The following is an 18,134-nucleotide window of genomic DNA, read 5'->3' on the forward strand; positions in this document are numbered from 1 at the left end:
AGACGGCGGTGTTGATCGAGACGTTGGTGTCGTTGGGGGCGGAGGTGCGGTGGGCGTCGTGCAATATTTTTTCGACGCAGGATCATGCGGCGGCTGCGGTGGTGGTGGGTCCGCACGGGACGCCGGAGGAGCCGAGGGGGGTTCCGGTGTTCGCGTGGAAGGGGGAGTCGCTGGCGGAGTACTGGTGGTGCACGGAGCGGATGTTGTCGTGGGAGGGCGCGGGCCCGGCTGGGTCTGATGATCGGGCCCTGCGAGCAGGCCCGAATATGATTTTGGATGATGGTGGGGACGCGACGATGCTGGTGCACAAGGGTGCGGAGTTCGAGCGTGCTGGGGTGGTGCCGTCGGCGGAGGATGATGATCCGGAGGAGTGGCAGGTTTTCCTGGAGTTGTTGCGGGCGTCGGTGGCGGCGGAGCCGGGGAAGTGGTCGAAGGTCGGTGCGGGGATTCGTGGGGTGACCGAGGAGACCACGACGGGTGTGTTGCGGTTGTATCAGTTGGCGGCGCAGGGGGAGTTGTTGTTCCCGGCGATCAATGTGAATGATGCGGTGACGAAGTCGAAGTTCGATAATCGGTATGGGATTCGGCATTCGTTGGTTGATGGGATCAACCGGGGTACGGATGTGTTGATCGGTGGCAAGGTCGCTGTGGTGTGTGGGTATGGGGATGTGGGTAAGGGTGCGGCGGATTCGTTGCGGGGGCAGGGTGCCCGGGTGATTGTGACGGAGATCGATCCGATTTGTGCGTTGCAGGCGCAGATGGATGGGTATCAGGTGAAGACGTTGGAGTCGGCGTTGGGTGAGGCCGACATTGTGATCACCACGACGGGGAACAAGGATGTGGTGATGGTCGAGCATATGGCGCGGATGAAGCATCAGACGATCGTGGGTAATATCGGTCATTTTGACAATGAGTTGGATATTGCGGGGTTGGCGCGGTATCCGGGGGTTCGTCGGGTGAACATCAAGCCGCAGGTGGATGAGTGGGTGTTCCCGGATGGGCATTCGATTTTGGTGTTGTCGGAGGGGCGGTTGTTGAATTTGGGGAACGCGACGGGGCATCCGTCGTTTGTGATGTCGAACAGTTTCTCGAATCAGGTGATCGCGCAGGTCGAGTTGTTCACGAAGCACACCGAGTATGACAACGAGGTGTATCGGTTGCCGAAGAAGCTGGATGAGAAGGTCGCGCGGATTCATGTCGAGGCGCTCGGTGGTGAGTTGACGAAGCTGTCGAAGGAGCAGGCCGAGTACATCGATGTCGATGTCGAGGGTCCGTACAAGTCCGACCACTACCGTTACTGACGACACTTTCCCGGGAAAGTGCGATGCGTGCGTGTGCACGTAGGTCACTTTCCCGGGAAAGTGCCGGTCACGGGCGCACGCGCCCTCGCGCACTTTCCCGGGAAAGTGCGCGAGGGCAGACCCGTGGCCCTGGGGCCGGGAGCTTCCGGCCCCGCACTTTCCCGGGAAAGTGCGAGGTATGGGAACCGGATACGAGATCAGGGGAGCTAACTGTGCGCAAGGTCGCCGACAGGCTGACCCGGGAGCATCGGCCGACGTTCTCGGTGGAGTTCTTCCCGCCGCGTGACGCCGCCGACGAGCAGATTCTGTGGCGCTCGATCCGGGAACTGGAGCCGCTGGACCCCGCCTACATGTCGATCACCTACGGCGCGGGCGGGTCAAGTCGTGAAGGCACCATCCGCAATATCGCCAGGGTGGCCAGTGACACGACGTTGGTGCCGATGGCGCACCTCACCGCCGTGGGGCATTCGGTGTCCGAGCTGCGCACCGTCATCGGACACTTCGCGTCGGTCGGTGTGCGCAACATCCTCGCCCTGCGCGGTGATCCGCCCGGTGACCCGCTGGGCCCGTGGTCCCCGCACCCTGAGGGACTGAACTACGCGGAGGAGCTGGTGCGGCTCGTCCGGGAACTCGGAGACTTCTGTGTAGGGGTGGCGGCCTTCCCCTACGGGCACCCGCGATCGGCCGAGCTGGACACGGACACGGCGCACCTCGTCCGCAAACTGCGGGCCGGCGCGGACTTCGCCATCGCGCAGCTCTTCTTCGAGGCCGACGACTTCCTCAGACTGCGTGACCGGATCTCCGCGGCGGGCTGCGACAGTCTGCTGATCCCGGGAATCATGCCGCTGACAACCATGCGCACCCTGCGTAAGACCATCGAGCTGTCCGGCGCCAACCCACCGCAGTGGCTGCTGGACAGGCTGGAGCCGCTGTCCGACGACCCGAAGGCGTTCCGGGCCGAGGGCCTCGACATCGTCACCGAGCTGTGTGAGCGGCTGCTGGCCGAGGGAGTGCCCGAGCTGCATTTCTACACGTTCAACCGGGCCAAGGCGACGCGTGAGCTGGTAAGCAGACTCGGGTTGCGCCCGCCTGCGCTCCTGCCCGCCGTCGAGCCACTGGCGCGTGCATGACGGGGTTGTGTCCGACTCTCAGGGCCTGCCTTCGGTGGACTCACGCACGACGAGTTCGGGTTTGAACACGACCTGCTGATGGGCGTGGGTGTCGGGCTGGTCGCACTCCTCGACGAGGAGTTGTGCCGCCGCGCGGCCTATCTGCTGGGTCGGCTGGCGAACCGAGGTCAGTGGGACGGCCGCGTCGGCGGCGAACTCGATGTCGTCGTAGCCGACGATCGCGATGTCCTCGGGCACCCGGCGGCCGGTGCTCACGGCGCCGCGCAACACACCGAGGGCAAGCAGGTCGTTCGCACAGAACGCCGCTGTCGTCGTTGTGCCTTCGGTGAACCGCCGTATCGCGGCGTCGTATCCGCTCCGTGCGTTGAGTGCGGATGCCTCGACCACCTCGATCACCCGCTCCGGATCGCCTCCGGCCGTGGCGACGGCCTGGCGCAGTCCCGCTAGACGGTCGGCGCACTGGCTCAGCACCAGGGGTCCGCTGACGTACAGAATCCGCTCGTGTCCGCCTGCCAGCAGGTGCGCTCCGGCGAGTTCCCCGCCGGCCACGTCGTCCACCGCGACGGAGCAGCAGTTGACGCGCGGATCGTGGCGGTCGACGAGCACGGCGGGGGTGCCTCGCCTGCGCATGGCGTCGAGCCGCTGTGAACTGACCTCGATCGGTGTGATCAGCACGCCGCGGATCCGCTGCTCCTCCAGTACCTGCAGGTAGCGGTTCTCCCTTGCGGCCTGTTCGTCGGAGTTGCACAGGACCACGGCGTATCCGAGCTCGTCGGCGACGGCCTCGACCCCGCGTGCGACGTCATGGAAGAACGGGTTGGCCAGGTCGAGGACGATCAGCCCGAGTGAGCGGCTGGTGCCTGCCCTGAGCTGGGCCGCGGAGGAGTTACGCACGAAGCCGAGCGCGGAGATCGCCGACAACACCGCTGACCTGGTGTGCTCGGAGACGCGCTCGGGGTGGTTGAGCACGTTGGACACGGTGCCGATCGACACTCCGGCGCGTTCTGCGACGTCCTTGATCCCCGGTGACATACCCTGCCCCTTCACGTCGGACCGCTGGACGAGCGTTTTGCTGAGGCGGCCCTACAACCTTCTGAAACGATTTAACCAGCCGTGGTCGTCTTTGGTGACCCAGGCCACCTTTGGCTCCCCGTGTTGCCGCCAACGTTACCGCACGCCAACTCTCCCCATCGCGCTGTAGTTGCCGGAATTGTTACGTAACCGCACGTGGGTAGCTGCCTTGACGGTCGAGTGTGACCCGGCTAACTTGAGCGCCAATCTTGATGAAACGTTTCACCCATCAATGTTCAGCCGCTCGGCTGGCCTCCAACGAAGGAGGACATCGTGGAAGCACGGGAGCACGGTCCCGTTCCGCTCCTCGAGCTCCGAGACGTCAGCAAGTCGTTCCAGGCCGTACGGGCGTTGCGCGAGGTCTCGCTGGCACTGCGAGCCGGAGAGGTGCACGCGCTCGCCGGGGAGAACGGCGCGGGAAAATCGACCGTGGTGCGGATCATCGGCGGGGAGCACCGGCCGGATTCGGGTGAGGTGCTGCTCGACGGGGCTCCCGTGCGGTTTTCGGCGCCGAGGGAGGCTCAGCAGCGCGGGGTCGCGGTCATCCATCAGGAACCCATCCAGTTTCCGGACCTCTCGGTGGCCGAGAACGTGTACATGGGTCGCCAGCCGCTGCGCCCGGGACGCCGGATCGATCGCAGGGAGATGCATCGGCGGGCCGTGGAACTGTTCGACCGGCTCGGTGTCGCCATCGATCCCGCACGCCCGACCCGTGGACTGTCCATCGCGGACCAGCAGATCATCGAGATCGCGAAGGCGCTCTCGGGCGACGCTCGGATCATCGTCATGGACGAGCCGACGGCCGCGCTGTCCGCTGTGGAGGCGGAACGACTCTTCCGGGTCGCCAGAGGACTCGCCGAACAGGGCGCGGCGCTGCTGTTCATCTCCCACCGCCTCGACGAGATGTACGCACTGTGCGACCGGGTGACCGTGTTGCGCGACGGCGCCTTCGTCGCCACCGAGCGGATGACCGAGATCGACCAGAACACGTTGGTCCGGCGAATGGTCGGCCGGTCGGTCGAACAGCTCTTCCCGCGCAGGGACCACGTGGCCGGGGCGGAGGTGCTCGTGGTCGAGGGGCTCACCAGCGCCGGAGTCTTCAGTGACATCTCGTTCTCCGTACGGCGCGGTGAGATCGTCGGTCTCGCCGGACTCGTCGGCTCAGGAAGGTCCGAGGTGGCCCGTGCCGTGTTCGGAGTGGACGGACGGGATGCGGGCACGGTGTCCGTCGACGGTAGGACCGTACCCCCCGCGGATCCGCGCGCTGCGATCGACAGCGGTATCGCGCTCGTGCCGGAGGACCGCAGGGAACAGGGGTTGGTGCTCGAACTCTCCATCGAACGCAATGCCAGCCTGCCCCGGTTGCGCGCGGTGTCTCCCGCGGGCATCACGAGGAGTGCCCGCGAGCGCGAACTGGCCGTGAGCTGGGGCGAACGCCTTTCGCTGAAGTACGGGCGGCCGGGCGATGCGGTGTCCACCCTGTCCGGTGGGAACCAGCAGAAGGTGGTGCTGGGCAAGTGGCTCGCGACGGAGCCCTCGGTGCTCATCGTGGACGAGCCGACACGGGGCATCGACATCGGCGCCAAGGTCGAGGTCCACACGTTGCTTTCCGATCTCGCCGCCGAAGGAATGGCCATCCTGATGATCTCCTCCGAACTGCCCGAGGTCCTCGGGATGTCCGACCGGGTGCTGGTCATGCACGAGGGACGGCTGGCCGCGGAGTTCGCCGGTGCGGACGCGACGGAGGAGGCGGTGATGCGAGCGGCCACCGGCAGCGACGCGTCCGGGGGGAGTGCCGCATGAATCGGCTGCGCGACCTCCTCTCCGGCAGGGAGATGAGCATCGTCGGGGTGCTGGTCGCGGTGGTCGCCGTGACCACCGCGGTGAACCCCGGGTTCCTGAGTCCGCAGGGCGTGCACGATCTGTTCCTCAACGCCTCGATCATCGCCCTGCTGGTGATCGGGCAGACACTGCTCGTGATCACCCGGAACATCGACCTCTCGGTCGGCTCGGTGATGGGGTTGACCGCGTTCCTCTCCGGTCAGCTGTTCATCTCCAGCCCCGGCACCCCGGTGATCCTGGTGCTGCTCGCGGGGATGGCGCTCGGCGCCGTGTGCGGAGCCTTCAACGGGGCGCTCGTCGCGATCGCGAAGGTGCCCGCGCTCGTGGTGACGCTCGGGACGCTTTACGTGTTCCGTGGGGTCAACTACGGATGGGCCAGTGCGACCGACACCCACCAGGTGAACGCCGACCAGATGTCGCCGGATTTCCTCGCCTTCGGCAGTGGTTCGGTGTTCGGCATCCCGAACCTCTCACTCATCGCGCTGGCGATGCTGGTCCTGGTCGGCTACGCCCTGCACAACTGGCGCAGTGGCCGCGAGTTGTACGCGATCGGGTCGAACCCGCAGGCCGCACGTCTCGCCGGAATCCCGGCGGGCAGGAGGGTCTTCACCGCCTTCGTGATCTCCGGCGCACTCGTCGGGCTCGCCGGGGTGTTGCACGCCTCGTACTTCGGGACCATCAACGCCTCCGTGGGAACCGGTAAGGAACTCGCCGTCGTCGCGGCGGTCGTGGTCGGCGGTGTGGCGATCTTCGGTGGCAGCGGGTCGGTACTCGGTGCGGTGCTCGGCGCCCTGCTGCTCACGACCATCACCAGCGCGCTGCCGATTCTCGGTGTGCCCGCCTTCTGGCAGCGCGCGGTCGACGGCGCCGCGCTGCTGCTGGCCATCTCGATGGACAGGGCGGTGATGCTGCGGATGGCCGAACGGCTGCGCAGGGAGCGAAACGCGAAGGCAGGGCCCCCGCCCGCGGACACACCTTCCGGCTCGGAGAGGAGCGTGCCTCGTGCGTGACAAGATCTTTCGCTGGGAGACGATCCTGCTGGCGCTCGCCGTCGTGGTCTTCGTCTTCGGTGCCACCGGAACGCCGGGCTTCGCCGAGCCCGACAACATCAGCTTCCTGCTGCTCGACTACACCGAGATCGCGCTGCTCGCGCTCGCGCTGCTGCCGATCATCCTCACCGGGGAGATCGACCTCTCCGTCGCCTCGGTGCTCGGGTTCTGTTCCGCACTGACCGGAGCGCTGTGGAACGCGGGGGTGTCGTTCGAGACGATCGTGCCGCTCGTCCTGCTAGCCGGGGCGGTGCTCGGGTCGGTGAACGCGGGCCTGATCGTCAAGTTCGGCCTCCCCGCGCTCGCTGTCACGATCGGCACCCTCGGGCTGTACCGGGGACTGGCCTATGTCGTACTCGGTGACGGGGCGGTGACCGGCTTCCCCGAGGCGTACCGGCCGCTGGCCACCGAGACCGTGGCGGGCACCTTCCTGCCCTACGCGACGGTCCTCGTCCTGGTCGTCGGCGTGATCGTGGCGCTCGTCGTGCATTTCACCCCGGTCGGGCGCTCGCTCTACGCGATCGGCCTCGGCGAGCAGACGGCCCGGTTCTCCGGTATCCGGGTCGACCGGATCAAGATCACCCTCTACATCGTGTCCGGACTGCTCTGCGCGGTCGCCTCGCTCGTGTACACCCTGCGCTACAACAGTGCCAGGGCCGACAACGCGAACGGACTCGAACTGATCGCGGTGGCCGCCGTACTGCTCGGGGGCGTCTCGATCTTCGGTGGCCGCGGCACGGTCATCGGCGTCGCGAGTGCCCTGCTGCTGATGGCGGGTCTGCGCAACGTCCTCTTCCTCAACGACGTGACCAACGAGATCCAGAACGTGATCAGTGGGCTGCTGCTGATCATCTCCGTGCTGGTGCCGGTGGTCGCGGGCCTGCTCCACCGCAGGCGCCGCCATCCGGTCGCCGCCGTCCCCGCGACGCGGGCGCCCGACGAGCCCCTTCCCGACCCCGTGGGTGCGTCCGCAACCCATGGTTCCCCACAGGAGGACCAACGATGATCCGCTCCCGTACACGATGGAACCGGGCCGTGCGTGCGGCCACCGGCGCCGGGCTGGCCCTCGCCCTGATCGCGGGCTGTGGCGGCACCACGAAGGACTCCGCTTCGGAGGACACGGGGAACTCCGGCGGTACCGAGAAGGTCGCCGACCCGAACGCGCCCATCAAGGAGAACCTGAAGGTCGCGTTCCTGCCAAAGGAAATCGACAACCCCTACGAGAACATCGTCGACGAGGGTGGCATCAGCGCGATCGAGGAACTGAAGGGAACGGCCAAGGAGGTCGGCCCCTCGGACGCGTCGGCATCCTCGCAGGTCTCCTACATCAACACACTGATCCAGCAGAACCAGGACGCGATCGTCATCGCGGCAAACGATCCCAACGCCGTCGCCCCCGCGCTGAAGGAGGCGATGGCCAAGGGCATCGCGGTGGTGAGCTACGACTCCGACGCCGCTCCGGACGCGCGCCAGGTTTTCGTCAATCAGGCGAACTCCGAGGACATCGGTCGCTCGCAGATCAAGCTGATCTCCGAACAGATCGGTGGCAAGGGCAAGATCGCGATTCTCTCGGCGACCCCGAACGCGACCAACCAGAACACCTGGATCGAGTTCATGAAGGACGAGCTGACCAAGCCCGAGTACTCCGGCATCGAGCTGGTCACGGTCGCCTACGGGGACGACGACGACCAGAAGTCGTTCCAGGAGACCCAGGCGCTGCTGCAGTCCATTCCGGACCTGAAGGGGATCGTCTCGCCGACAACCGTGGGTATTTCCGCCGCGGCCCGCTACATCTCCTCCTCGCCCTACAAGGGAAAGGTGGCGCTGACCGGTCTCGGCACACCGAACCAGATGCGGCAGTTCATCAAGGACGGCACCGTCAAGGAGTTCGCCCTGTGGGACCCGACGCAGCTCGGCTACCTCGCCGGCTACGCGGCAGCGGCCCTCGCATCAGGACAGATCACCGGCGCCGAGGGTGAGGTGCTCAAGGCCGGTGAGCTCGGCGAGCGGACGATCGGCAAGGACGGCGAGATCATCCTCGGACCGCCCACGACGTTCAACGCCGACAACATCGACGACTACGACTTCTGATGGCAGGAGACGTGAAGCGGAGCTATGTGGCAATGGCGACCCGGAGAACGCGCGCGGCGGAGCCCACGAGCGAGGAGGCGGGGCGTATGACGTCCGGTGGTGCTGTTCGCACTACAGTTCCGAGCCCCGCCCACCCGTCTCCCGCCCACCCGTCTCCCGCCCACCCGTCTCCCGCCCACCCGTCTCCCGCCCACCCGTCTCCCGCCCACCCGTCTCCCGCCCACCCGTCTCCCGCCCCCGCCCAGACGGAGGCGCTTCGCGCCGCTGCCCCCGCCGAGTCGAACGTGACGCGCGTTTGTGACAAACACTGATGGCAGTGGGCGGGAACGGTGGCAAGGAACAGCGGGTGTGTTTCCTCCTCAAGGTCAGACCCGACCGGATGGAGGAGTACCGCAGGCGGCACGCCGAGGTCTGGCCCGAGATGCTGGCCGCGCTGCGGGAGACCGGCTGGCGGAACTACTCGCTGTTCCTCGCACCGGACGGCCTGCTCGTCGGATATCTCGAGACCGACGACTTCGACGCCGCGCTGGCCGGGATGGCGGCCACCGAGGTGAACGCGCGGTGGCAGGCCGAGATGGCGCCGTTCTTCGAGGACCTCGACGGCAGGGCGGACGCGGGAATCGCGCCACTGACCGAGGTCTTCCACCTCGACTGACGAACCCTCAAGGGAGGACCGCACGATGCCCGACCGATCCGCCGTGAAAGGGGTGCTGCGCACGCAGCACATCGAGACCCCCTCGTGGGCCTTCGGCAACTCCGGTACCCGATTCAAAGTGTTCGCACAGGAGGGCATCCCGCGGGACGCTTTCGAGAAGATCGACGACGCCGCGACCGTGCACCGGTTCACCGGTGTGGCGCCGAGCGTGGCAGTGCACATCCCGTGGGACGCGGTGTCCGACTACGCCGAACTCGCCCAGCACGCGAAGAACGCCGGGGTGACCATCGGGGCGGTCAACCCGAACGTGTTCCAGGACGACGACTACCGGCTGGGCAGCCTCTGCAATCCGGACCCGGCCGTCCGCCGAAAGGCGGTCGGCCATTTCCTGGAGTGCATCGACATCATGGATGTGACCGGTTCCCGCGATCTGTCCGTCTGGCTGGCCGACGGCCTGAACTATCCGGGTCAGGACTCGATCTCGGCACGGCAGGAGCGGCTCGAGGAGTCGTTGCGTGTGGTGTACGACCGGCTCGGTGAGCAGCAGCGGATGCTCTTGGAGTACAAGTTCTTCGAGCCGGCTTTCTACGCCACGGACGTGCCCGACTGGGGAACCAGCTACGCACACTGTTTGGAGCTGGGTCCGAAGGCACAGGTACTCGTGGACACCGGGCACCACGCCCCCGGCACGAACATCGAGTTCATCGTCGCCCTGCTGCGGCGCAAGGGCAGGCTCGGCGGCTTCCACTTCAACTCGCGGTTCTACGCCGACGACGACCTGATGGTCGGCGCGGCCGACCCCTACCAGCTGTTCCGGATCATGTCGGAGATCGTGTTCGGCGGCGGACTCGACCCGAACTCGGGCGTGGCGTTCATGCTCGACCAGTGCCACAACATCGAGCCGAAGATCCCGGCGCTGATCCGCTCGGTGATGAACGTGCAGGAGGCCACGGCCAAGGCGCTGCTGGTCGACACCGACGCGCTGCGGACGGCACAGCAGGCCGGTGACGTGCTTGACGCCAACGCCGTGCTCGTCGACGCGTTCGCCACCGACGTGCGGCCACTGCTCGCCGAGCTGCGCGAGGACATGGGGCTCGACCCCGATCCGATCGCCGCGTACCACCGCAGTGGGCACGCCGCGAAGATCCGTGCGGAACGAGTCGGCGGCGCGGCCGCCGGGTGGGGAGCCTGACGTGCGACGGACGCTGTTCCTCGCGATGGTTCTGGCGCTGCTGGACACCTCGGCGCTGTACTCCAGAGTCGCCGTTGACTGTGCGCTGTCCGTGCAGTACCAGCAGGCCTCGAGTGGGACCACGCCCTCGCCCATGCGGGTGGCCGACTTCCGTCTCGGCTGACCTCCCGCGGGCGCGTCCGCCGACGGGCGCGACCTGCGGGCACCACCGGGCCGATACACCGCCGAACATTTCGCGTACTCGGAAGGAGTCTCCAATGACCAGCCAGTCTCATCCGGCCGTGGCCGAGCTGCTCGCCCGCTCGCACGAGCTCGGCGCCGACCGGAGGAACACGAACTTCGCGGGCGGCAACGCCTCCGCGAAGGGCACGGCCGTCGACCCCGTCACCGGTACCGATGTCGAACTGATGTGGGTCAAGGGATCCGGTGGTGACCTCGGCACCCTCACCGAGCCCGGGCTCGCGGTGCTGCGCCTCGACCGAATGCGGGCCCTCGTCGACACCTACCCCGGCGAGGCCCGCGAGGACGAGATGGTGGCCGCGTTCGACTACTGCCTGCACGGCAAGGGCGGTGCCGCGCCGAGTATCGACACCGCGATGCACGGCCTCGTCGACGCCGCGCACGTCGACCACCTGCATCCCGACTCGGGAATCGCGCTGGCCACGGCGATCGACGGCGAAGAACTCACCCGGAAGGTGTTCGGTGACCGGGTGGTGTGGGTGCCGTGGCGGCGGCCGGGCTTCCAGCTGGGACTGGACATCGCCGAGGTGAAATCGGCGAACCCGGAGGCGATCGGCTGCGTTCTCGGTGGCCACGGCATCACCGCATGGGGGGTGGACAGCGAGGGGTGCAAGCGGAACTCGCTGGAGATCATCCGGTCGGCCGAGGCGTATCTGGCCGAACACGGGGCCGCCGAACCGTTCGGGGCGGTGCTTCCGGGTTACGCGCCACTGCCCGAGCGGGAACGCAGGGAGCGGGCGGCCGCACTGTTCCCGGTGCTGCGCGGCCTGGCGTCCACCGGTGACGCTGTGCTCGGGCACTTCACCGACAGCCCCGGGGTACTGGAATTCCTGTCGCGAACCGAGCATCCCCGGCTCGCGGCGCTCGGCACCTCGTGTCCTGATCACTTCCTGCGGACGAAGGTCGCTCCACTGGTGGTGGACCTGCCCGCCGGCACGCCGCTGGAGCGGGTGATCGAGCGCGTGCGGGAGCTGCACGCCGCGTACCGCGAGGAGTACGCCGCCTACTACGCGCGTCACGCCACGCCGGACTCACCGCCGATGCGCGGCGCCGACCCCGCGATCGTGCTCGTGCCGGGCGTGGGCATGTTCAGCTTCGGCAGGAACAAGCAGACAGCGCGGGTCGCGGGTGAGTTCTACGTCAACGCGATCAACGTCATGCGGGGCGCCGAGTCCGTCTCGTCCTATGCCCCCATCCCGGAGTCGGAGAAGTTCCGCATCGAGTACTGGGAACTCGAGGAGGCCAAGCTGCGTCGGATGCCGGCAGCCAAGCCGCTGGCCGGGCGGATCGCGCTGGTGACCGGCGGGGGATCCGGGATCGGCAAGGCGATCGCGCACAGGCTGGCCGCCGAGGGCGCCTGCGTCGCGGTCGCCGACCGCGACGACGAGGCGGCGGCCTCGGTCGCGGCGGAGCTGGGCGGCGCTGACACGGCCATCGCGGTCGCGGCTGACGTCACCGACGAGACGGGTGTCGCGGGTGCGGTCGCCGACTGTGCCCTGGCGTTCGGCGGGTTGGACCTCGTGGTGAACAACGCGGGGCTGTCAGTGTCGAAGCCGCTGCTGGAGACCACCGGCGCGGACTGGGACCTGCAGCACGACGTGATGGCGAAGGGGTCCTTCCTCGTCTCGCGCGAGGCGGCGCGGGCCATGATCGCGCAGGACATGGGCGGTGACATCGTCTACATCGCGAGCAAGAACGCGGTGTTCGCGGGGCCGAACAACGTCGCGTACGGCGCGACCAAGGCCGACCAGGCGCACCAGGTGCGGTTGCTGGCGGCCGAACTCGGTGAGCACGGAATCAGGGTCAACGGGGTGAACCCGGACGGCGTGGTCCGCGGATCCGGCATCTTCGCCTCGGGATGGGGAGCGAAGCGCGCCGCGGTCTACGGCGTGCCGGAGGAGAAGCTCGGCGAGTTCTACGCCCAGCGGACGCTGCTGAAGCGGGAGGTGCTGCCCGAGCATGTCGCGAACGCCGTGTTCGTGCTCACCGCGGGCGAACTGTCCCACACCACAGGGCTGCACGTCCCGGTCGACGCGGGCGTCGCGGCGGCATTCCTGCGGTAGGCGGGGTCGGCAGAAGCGCTGGTCCGCAACGACGAGGAGAGGCAGGATTCATGACCGACACACGGCGCAGGCCGAAGATCGGGCTCGTCGCGGGCGGGCTCGGGGCGTACTGGCCACAGTTCCCGGATCTGCTGCCGACGCTCGAGAAGTCGTCGGCCTATGTCAGCGAGCGGATCTCGGCGTTCGACGCGGACATCGTCGACGTCGGGTTCATCTCCGACGCCCGCGACGGCGCGGCTGCCGCCGAACGGTTGCGTGCGGCGGGTTGCGACCTCATCGTCGGATTCCTCACCACCTACATGACGGCCACCATGCTGATGCCGGTCGCGCAGCGCAGTGGGGCACCGGTGCTGCTGATCAATCTGCAGCCGACGGAGTCGATGGAGCATGCCACAGTGGACACCGGCCAGTGGCTGGCCTACTGCGGGGCCTGCCCGCTGTCGGAAATGGCGAACGCGTTCCGCAGGGCGGGCGTGGAGTTCCGCAGTGTGTCCGGCTACCTGCACGACGAGCGCGCGTGGACGAAGATCGAGCGGTGGATCTCCGCCGCCACCGTCCGGACCGTCCTGCGGCATGGTCGACACGGCCTGATGGGGCACCTCTACCCGGGCATGTACGACGTCTCCACCGACCTGACCATGGTCAGCGCGCAGCTCGGCGGACACGTCGAGGTGCTGGAGTTCGACGACCTGCGGATGCGGGTGGAGCAGGTCACCGACGCCGAGGTCGCGGCCAAGGTCACCGAGGCAGAGTCGGTCTTCGAGCTGGACGAGTCGGTGAACCCCGATTACCTCGTCTGGGGCGCGAAGGTGTCGGTCGGCCTCGACCGGCTCGTCGCCGACTTCGACCTGGACAGTCTCGCGTACTACCACCGGGGTCTTGACGGGGAGATCCACGAACGCCTCGGCGCGGGCATGATCCTCGGCGCGAGCCTGCTCACCGCGCGGGGCATCCCGGCGGCGGGGGAGTACGAACTGCGCACCAGCATGGCGATGCTGATCATGGACGTGCTCGGCGCGGGCGGCTCCTTCACCGAGCTGCAGGCACTCGACTTCGAGCGCGGGCACGTCGAGATGGGCCACGACGGGCCCGCGCACCTTGCGATCAGCGCGAAGAAACCGTTGCTGCGTGGTCTCGGCGTCTATCACGGCAAACGCGGCTGGGGCGTCTCGGTGGAGTTCGACGTCGCGCACGGTCCGGTCACGCTGCTCGGCGTGGGCCAGGACCGCGAGGGGCGGTACTCGCTCATCGTGGCGGAGGGCCAGGTCGTCGACGGTCCGCTCATGCGGATCGGCAACACCACCAGCCGGGTGGACTTCGGGCGGGATCCGGGGGAGTGGACGGACGACTGGTCGGCCAGCGGTGTCGCGCACCACTGGGCGCTCGGTCTCGGGCACCGGGTCGGCGAGCTACGTGCGGTGGCGAGCCTGCTCGACCTCCCGCTGACAGTGGTCTGACATGGACTCGTTCGTCGCCGTCGACCTCGGCGCCTCCAGTGGCAGGGTCATGCTCGGAGAGGTCACCGACGGCAGGATCGCCCTGTCGGAGGTCCGCCGGTTCGCCACCGGACCGCGCGAGCGGCCCGAGGGCGGGTTGCGCTGGGACGTCGGGGAGATGGAGGCCGAGATCCGCGCCGGTCTCGCCGACACCGCCTGCGCCCGCCCCGTGTCGGTCGGGATCGACTCCTGGGCCGTGGACTACGGTCTGCTCGGTCCGGACGGGCAACTTTCCGGGGACGTGCGGTGCTACCGCGACCCGCGGACCGACGGCATGGCCGAACGCCTGCGCGCGACCGTGGACGACGCGACCCTGTACGGGATGACCGGCCTGCAGTATCTACCGTTCAACACGATCTACCAACTGCTCGCCGAGCCGCCGGAACGCCTCGCCGATGCGCGGATGCTGCTCCTGCCGGATCTGCTGGCGTACCGCCTGACCGGGAGGATCGGCGCCGAGGTGACCAACGCGTCGACCACGGGACTGCTCGACGCGTCGACCCGCCGCTGGTCAACGGAGCTGCTCGCCCGAACCCCGATCCCGGCACCACTGCTGCCCCCGCTGCGCGGACCTGGTGAGCGGATCGGGGTCGGTCCTGGCGGTATTCCGGTCGTGGCCGTCGCCTCGCACGACACGGCGTCAGCAGTCGCCGCCGTTCCGGCGTCCGGTTCGGACTTCGGCTACATCTCCTGTGGCACCTGGTCCCTCGTGGGACTCGAACTGCCCTCGCCGGTGCTCGATGAGCGAGCGCGAATGGCGAATTTCACGAACGAGGCCGGGATCGACGGCACGGTTCGCTTCCTGCGCAACACGATGGGCCTGTGGCTACTGAGCGAGTCCCTGCGCGTGTGGAACGGACGGGGCCTCGACGTGGACCTGGCGCAGGTGCTGACCGCGGCCGAGGCGGAGCCCGCCTTCGGGTCCGTTGTGGACCCCGACGATCCGGTGTTCCTCACCCCGGGGGACATGCCGGAACGGATCGCTGATGTCTGCGGACGAACTGGACAGCCCGTGCCGAGGACCCCACCCGCTGTGGTGCGGACGATCCTGGAGTCACTTGCTCTCGCGCACGCCCGTTCACTCGACACCGCCGCCCGCCTTTCGGGACGCCGGATTCGCACCGTGCACCTTGTCGGTGGCGGCGCGCGCAACGAGCTCCTCTGCCAGTTGACCGCGGACGCCTGTGGACTGCCCGTGCACGCGGGGCCCGTTGAGGCGAGCGCTATCGGCAACATCGGTGTTCAGGCCCGTGCCGCGGGCATGCTGCAGGACATCAGGTCCAGCAGCGCGCCCATCGCCACATACTTCCCACGCGGACGGCGGAGTCGCTGGGACGCGGCCGCGCGCCGGGCGGGACTACGATGAGCGGGCCGCGTGTGGCGTTGTTCGCCACCTGCCCCACCGACACGCGGTACTCCCGCCCGGGCCGTCGCGGTCGCCGAGACGGGCATCCCCGAGGTGATCGTCGTGGACGACGACAGCGGCGCGTGACGCGTGCTCAGCCCTCGCGTTTGCCGACGGCTACGGTCAGCTGCTGCGACTCACCCCCGCGCGACACGGTCAGGCCGGTCTCCTCGCCCGGTTCGATATCGCGCAGCGCGGCGAGCACGTCCTCGACCGCGGCGATGTCCTGACCAGCGAACGAGGTGATGACGTCACCGGCCCGGACACCGGCGGAGGTGGCCGGGCCGTTCTCGTCGACCCCGGTGACGAGGGCGCCGCTTTCCGCCTGCACATTGAGCTGTTCACGGATCGCCGGGGTGAGCGGGCGGAGCGAGACCCCGAGGTAGGGATGGGTCGCCGTGCCGTCGGCCAGCAGCTCGTCCGCGGTGTCGACGACGGTGGCCGCGGGGATCGCGAAGCCCAGTGAGACCGCTCCCTGGTTGGGCGGGATGTACGCCTCGTTCACCCCGATGATGCGGCCCTGTCCGTCGATGAGGGCGCCACCGGAGTTGCCGGGGGAGATGGAGGCGTCGGTCTGGATCAGGTCCACCAGTGACTGGGTCTTGGCGGCCGAACCCGGGATCTCCCGGTGCAGCCCGGAGATGATGCCCGCGGTCACGGAGTTCTCGAAGCCGAGCGGGCTGCCTATCGCCAGCGCGGTCTCGCCGGGCCGGGGCAGTTGCGTGCGGTACTCGGGTACCGGCAGATTCTTGCGTTCGGTCCGCACCACGGCGAGGTCGGTGACGGTGTCGGTGGCGAGCACCTCGCCGGGGGACACGGTCCCGTCGGCGTAGGTGAGCTGCACGTCGGTGTGATCGCCGACGACGTGCTGGTTGGTGACGACCACGTCGGGTCGCAGTACCACTCCGCTGCCCACTCCGGAGCCGGTACGCACGGTCACCACGCTCGGCGCCAGCCGTTCGGTGATGTCGGCCAGCGGTGCCGATTCCCCGGGCGGTGCCGTGACGCTGGACTGGTTCTGGTTCTGGTTCTGGGGCTGGGAGTCTCCGCCGGTGCATCCGCCCGCGAGGAGCAGGGCGCAGGCGGCGGCGACTCCGGCCGCTCTTGCTCTCGTGGTCCGCACGGTCGCAGGGGTACCCGGGATGCGGGTCGCCAATCACCCGTCGGGTGTCAGGGGAGCGGCCGCCGCCCCGCGAACCCGAGGTCGGCGCGGTGATACCAGTTCAACCCGGCGTCACCCTCCAGCCAGCACAGCAACACCGGCACGCCGTCGATGTCGGCAGGGAAGTCGACGAGCAGTGGCGCGAATCCCTTGAGTTCGGCGCCGGTCTCCTGCACGATCGCCATCAGTTCGTCCAGCCGCGCCTGGGCGGCCTTGAGTTCGGCGAGTCCACCGAGTGCGCTCGGAGCGCCACCCGGAGTCTGCGCGAATGCGAGTTCGGCCGCATCCGCCCGCAGTGTCACGATCTCGTCCAGTACCGGCCGCAACGCCGTCAGCTCGGCGCGTGCCTCCTCCACCGTGAACAGTCCCATCTCAGCAGCGTCCCATGCCCGGCGGTGCTGCCGGTGACTGGTGGCCGCGGTCGGCGACCCACCAGCACACCGCCGGAGGCTGTCAGCACTGGTACAGGGAGTTCGGGTGGACTCGCTCGCAGTAACGCACGTGCAGGTGATTGTCGTGGTTGGCGTACTGGCTGGTGAGGCCTTCCCTGATCAGGACGGGGTCGTTGAAGAAGATCAGTTTGACGTGCCCAGGCGCGGTGGCCCGGATCTCCTGGACGAGCTTTCGGGTGGCGGCGCGGTCATAGGTCGAGGACTGCCACGTGATCCGGCCCGCGGAGCATTGGGCGGAGTCCGTGCGGATCGGCCACAGGTCCACGTCGAGGCCGAGTTGATGGCTGGAGTGGCCGTTGAGGGAACCGCCGTGTTCTCTGGAGATGTCACCGAGCGGCACCTTGCCGTTGCCGCTCGGAACGAACCGCCGCACCGCCTCCTCGAGTTGACCGACCGTCGCACCGGTGCCCCAGTTCACCGTGCCGTTGTTGTCCGGGTCCTTGTCACACAGACCGCTCGACATCGCCGGATAATCGTAGTGCCACAACAGGTTCTTCCAGGTGGCCGGACCGGTGATCCCGTCGACCCCGATCCCGGCGTGCCGCTGGAAGTTCGTGACGGCGGTGCGGGTGGCGGTGTCATAGGTGCCGGAGACACCGAGCTTCGCGTTGTGCTTCGCGTTGAGTTGCACCTGCAGCGCCCGCACCGCGTCACCGGTGTCGCCCTGGCGAGTGGTCACCGCCAGCCTGGCCCAGGTGTTGGGGCCGATGATGCCGTCCACGTCGAGGGACCGCGCCTTCTGGAAAGCCCGGACGGCGGTGTCCGTGCCGGTGCCGAACACGGAGTCCGCGTCGGCGGACTGCCGGTGATGGCGCAACAGATACTGCGCGGCGAGCACGTCCACGCCGCGATTTCCCTTGCTCTGCGTCGGAAAGAAGGCGCCGGAGTAGGCCTGCGCGGATCCGGCGAGCAGCACCGTGCTCACCAGCATCACCACCGCCATGGCGAACCGAAGGAACGTTCTCATCTGGGGACCTCCTGCGCC

Annotated in this window: 16 protein-coding genes; 12 read left to right on the forward strand and 4 right to left on the reverse strand. The window is 68.1% G+C overall.

The window, feature by feature from the left end:
• Both ahcY and BM199_RS28870 read left to right on the forward strand, forming a co-directional pair.
• The coding region (gene ahcY, locus BM199_RS28865) for an adenosylhomocysteinase (RefSeq protein WP_091678194.1) at positions 1-1,301 on the forward strand (1,301 nt) is incomplete at its 5' end.
• A gap of 212 nt (positions 1,302-1,513) precedes the next feature.
• Complete coding sequence (locus BM199_RS28870; RefSeq protein ID WP_177242844.1) at positions 1,514-2,431, forward strand: methylenetetrahydrofolate reductase; 918 nt, start codon at positions 1,514-1,516, stop codon at positions 2,429-2,431.
• Positions 2,432-2,449: 18 nt separating this feature from the next.
• Here the strand turns inward: BM199_RS28870 and BM199_RS28875 are convergent, their stop codons facing one another.
• Positions 2,450-3,463: a LacI family DNA-binding transcriptional regulator gene (locus tag BM199_RS28875; protein WP_091678196.1), complete on the reverse strand. Its 1,014-nt coding sequence runs from the start codon at positions 3,461-3,463 to the stop codon at positions 2,450-2,452.
• A 312-nt stretch (positions 3,464-3,775) separates the two neighbouring features.
• On the opposite strand from BM199_RS28875, the gene BM199_RS28880 reads away from it, so the two are divergent.
• The 10 genes from BM199_RS28880 (at position 3,776) to BM199_RS28925 (ending at position 15,496) form a co-directional block, all read left to right on the forward strand.
• Positions 3,776-5,305, forward strand: coding sequence for a sugar ABC transporter ATP-binding protein (locus BM199_RS28880; protein ID WP_091678199.1), 1,530 nt, complete (start codon positions 3,776-3,778; stop codon positions 5,303-5,305).
• Complete coding sequence (locus BM199_RS28885; RefSeq protein ID WP_091678201.1) at positions 5,302-6,354, forward strand: ABC transporter permease; 1,053 nt, start codon at positions 5,302-5,304, stop codon at positions 6,352-6,354. Before BM199_RS28880 ends, BM199_RS28885 begins: the two co-directional genes overlap by 4 nt.
• On the forward strand, positions 6,347-7,399 hold the full coding sequence (locus BM199_RS28890) for an ABC transporter permease (protein WP_091678203.1): 1,053 nt from the start codon (positions 6,347-6,349) through the stop codon (positions 7,397-7,399). Before BM199_RS28885 ends, BM199_RS28890 begins: the two co-directional genes overlap by 8 nt.
• Positions 7,396-8,484, forward strand: coding sequence for a rhamnose ABC transporter substrate-binding protein (gene rhaS, locus BM199_RS28895; protein ID WP_091678205.1), 1,089 nt, complete (start codon positions 7,396-7,398; stop codon positions 8,482-8,484). Before BM199_RS28890 ends, rhaS begins: the two co-directional genes overlap by 4 nt.
• Before the next feature lie 316 nt (positions 8,485-8,800).
• Positions 8,801-9,139 carry an L-rhamnose mutarotase gene (locus BM199_RS28905; RefSeq protein WP_281245768.1) on the forward strand — a complete coding sequence of 113 codons (339 nt, stop codon included), beginning with the start codon at positions 8,801-8,803 and terminating at the stop codon, positions 9,137-9,139.
• Between the two features lie 25 nt (positions 9,140-9,164).
• On the forward strand, positions 9,165-10,331 hold the full coding sequence (rhaI, locus tag BM199_RS28910; protein WP_091678213.1) for an L-rhamnose isomerase: 1,167 nt from the start codon (positions 9,165-9,167) through the stop codon (positions 10,329-10,331).
• 1 nt (position 10,332) lies between these two features.
• Entirely contained in the window at positions 10,333-10,494 is a 162-nt protein-coding gene (locus BM199_RS34050) for a hypothetical protein (RefSeq protein WP_177242843.1), read from the forward strand.
• 94 nt (positions 10,495-10,588) lie between these two features.
• Positions 10,589-12,634, forward strand: coding sequence for a bifunctional aldolase/short-chain dehydrogenase (locus tag BM199_RS28915; RefSeq protein WP_091678216.1), 2,046 nt, complete (start codon positions 10,589-10,591; stop codon positions 12,632-12,634).
• Positions 12,635-12,684: 50 nt separating this feature from the next.
• Positions 12,685-14,091: an L-fucose/L-arabinose isomerase family protein gene (locus BM199_RS28920; RefSeq protein ID WP_091678219.1), complete on the forward strand. Its 1,407-nt coding sequence runs from the start codon at positions 12,685-12,687 to the stop codon at positions 14,089-14,091.
• 1 nt (position 14,092) lies between these two features.
• Positions 14,093-15,496 (forward strand): rhamnulokinase, encoded by a 1,404-nt coding sequence (locus BM199_RS28925; protein WP_091678221.1) that lies wholly within the window; start codon positions 14,093-14,095, stop codon positions 15,494-15,496.
• Between the two features lie 133 nt (positions 15,497-15,629).
• On the opposite strand, the gene BM199_RS28930 is transcribed toward BM199_RS28925, so the two are convergent.
• The 3 genes from BM199_RS28930 to BM199_RS28940 form a co-directional block, all read right to left on the reverse strand.
• Positions 15,630-16,658, reverse strand: a complete 1,029-nt coding sequence (locus tag BM199_RS28930) for a S1C family serine protease (RefSeq protein ID WP_091678224.1) — start codon at positions 16,656-16,658, stop codon at positions 15,630-15,632.
• 47 nt (positions 16,659-16,705) lie between these two features.
• Complete coding sequence (locus BM199_RS28935; protein WP_091678227.1) at positions 16,706-17,068, reverse strand: DUF2203 domain-containing protein; 363 nt, start codon at positions 17,066-17,068, stop codon at positions 16,706-16,708.
• Between the two features lie 82 nt (positions 17,069-17,150).
• Positions 17,151-18,116 (reverse strand): penicillin-insensitive murein endopeptidase, encoded by a 966-nt coding sequence (locus BM199_RS28940; protein ID WP_091678229.1) that lies wholly within the window; start codon positions 18,114-18,116, stop codon positions 17,151-17,153.
• Positions 18,117-18,134 lie beyond the last annotated feature (18 nt).

The organism is Amycolatopsis marina (genome assembly GCF_900111885.1).
In the GTDB taxonomy this organism is placed as follows: domain Bacteria; phylum Actinomycetota; class Actinomycetes; order Mycobacteriales; family Pseudonocardiaceae; genus Amycolatopsis; species Amycolatopsis marina.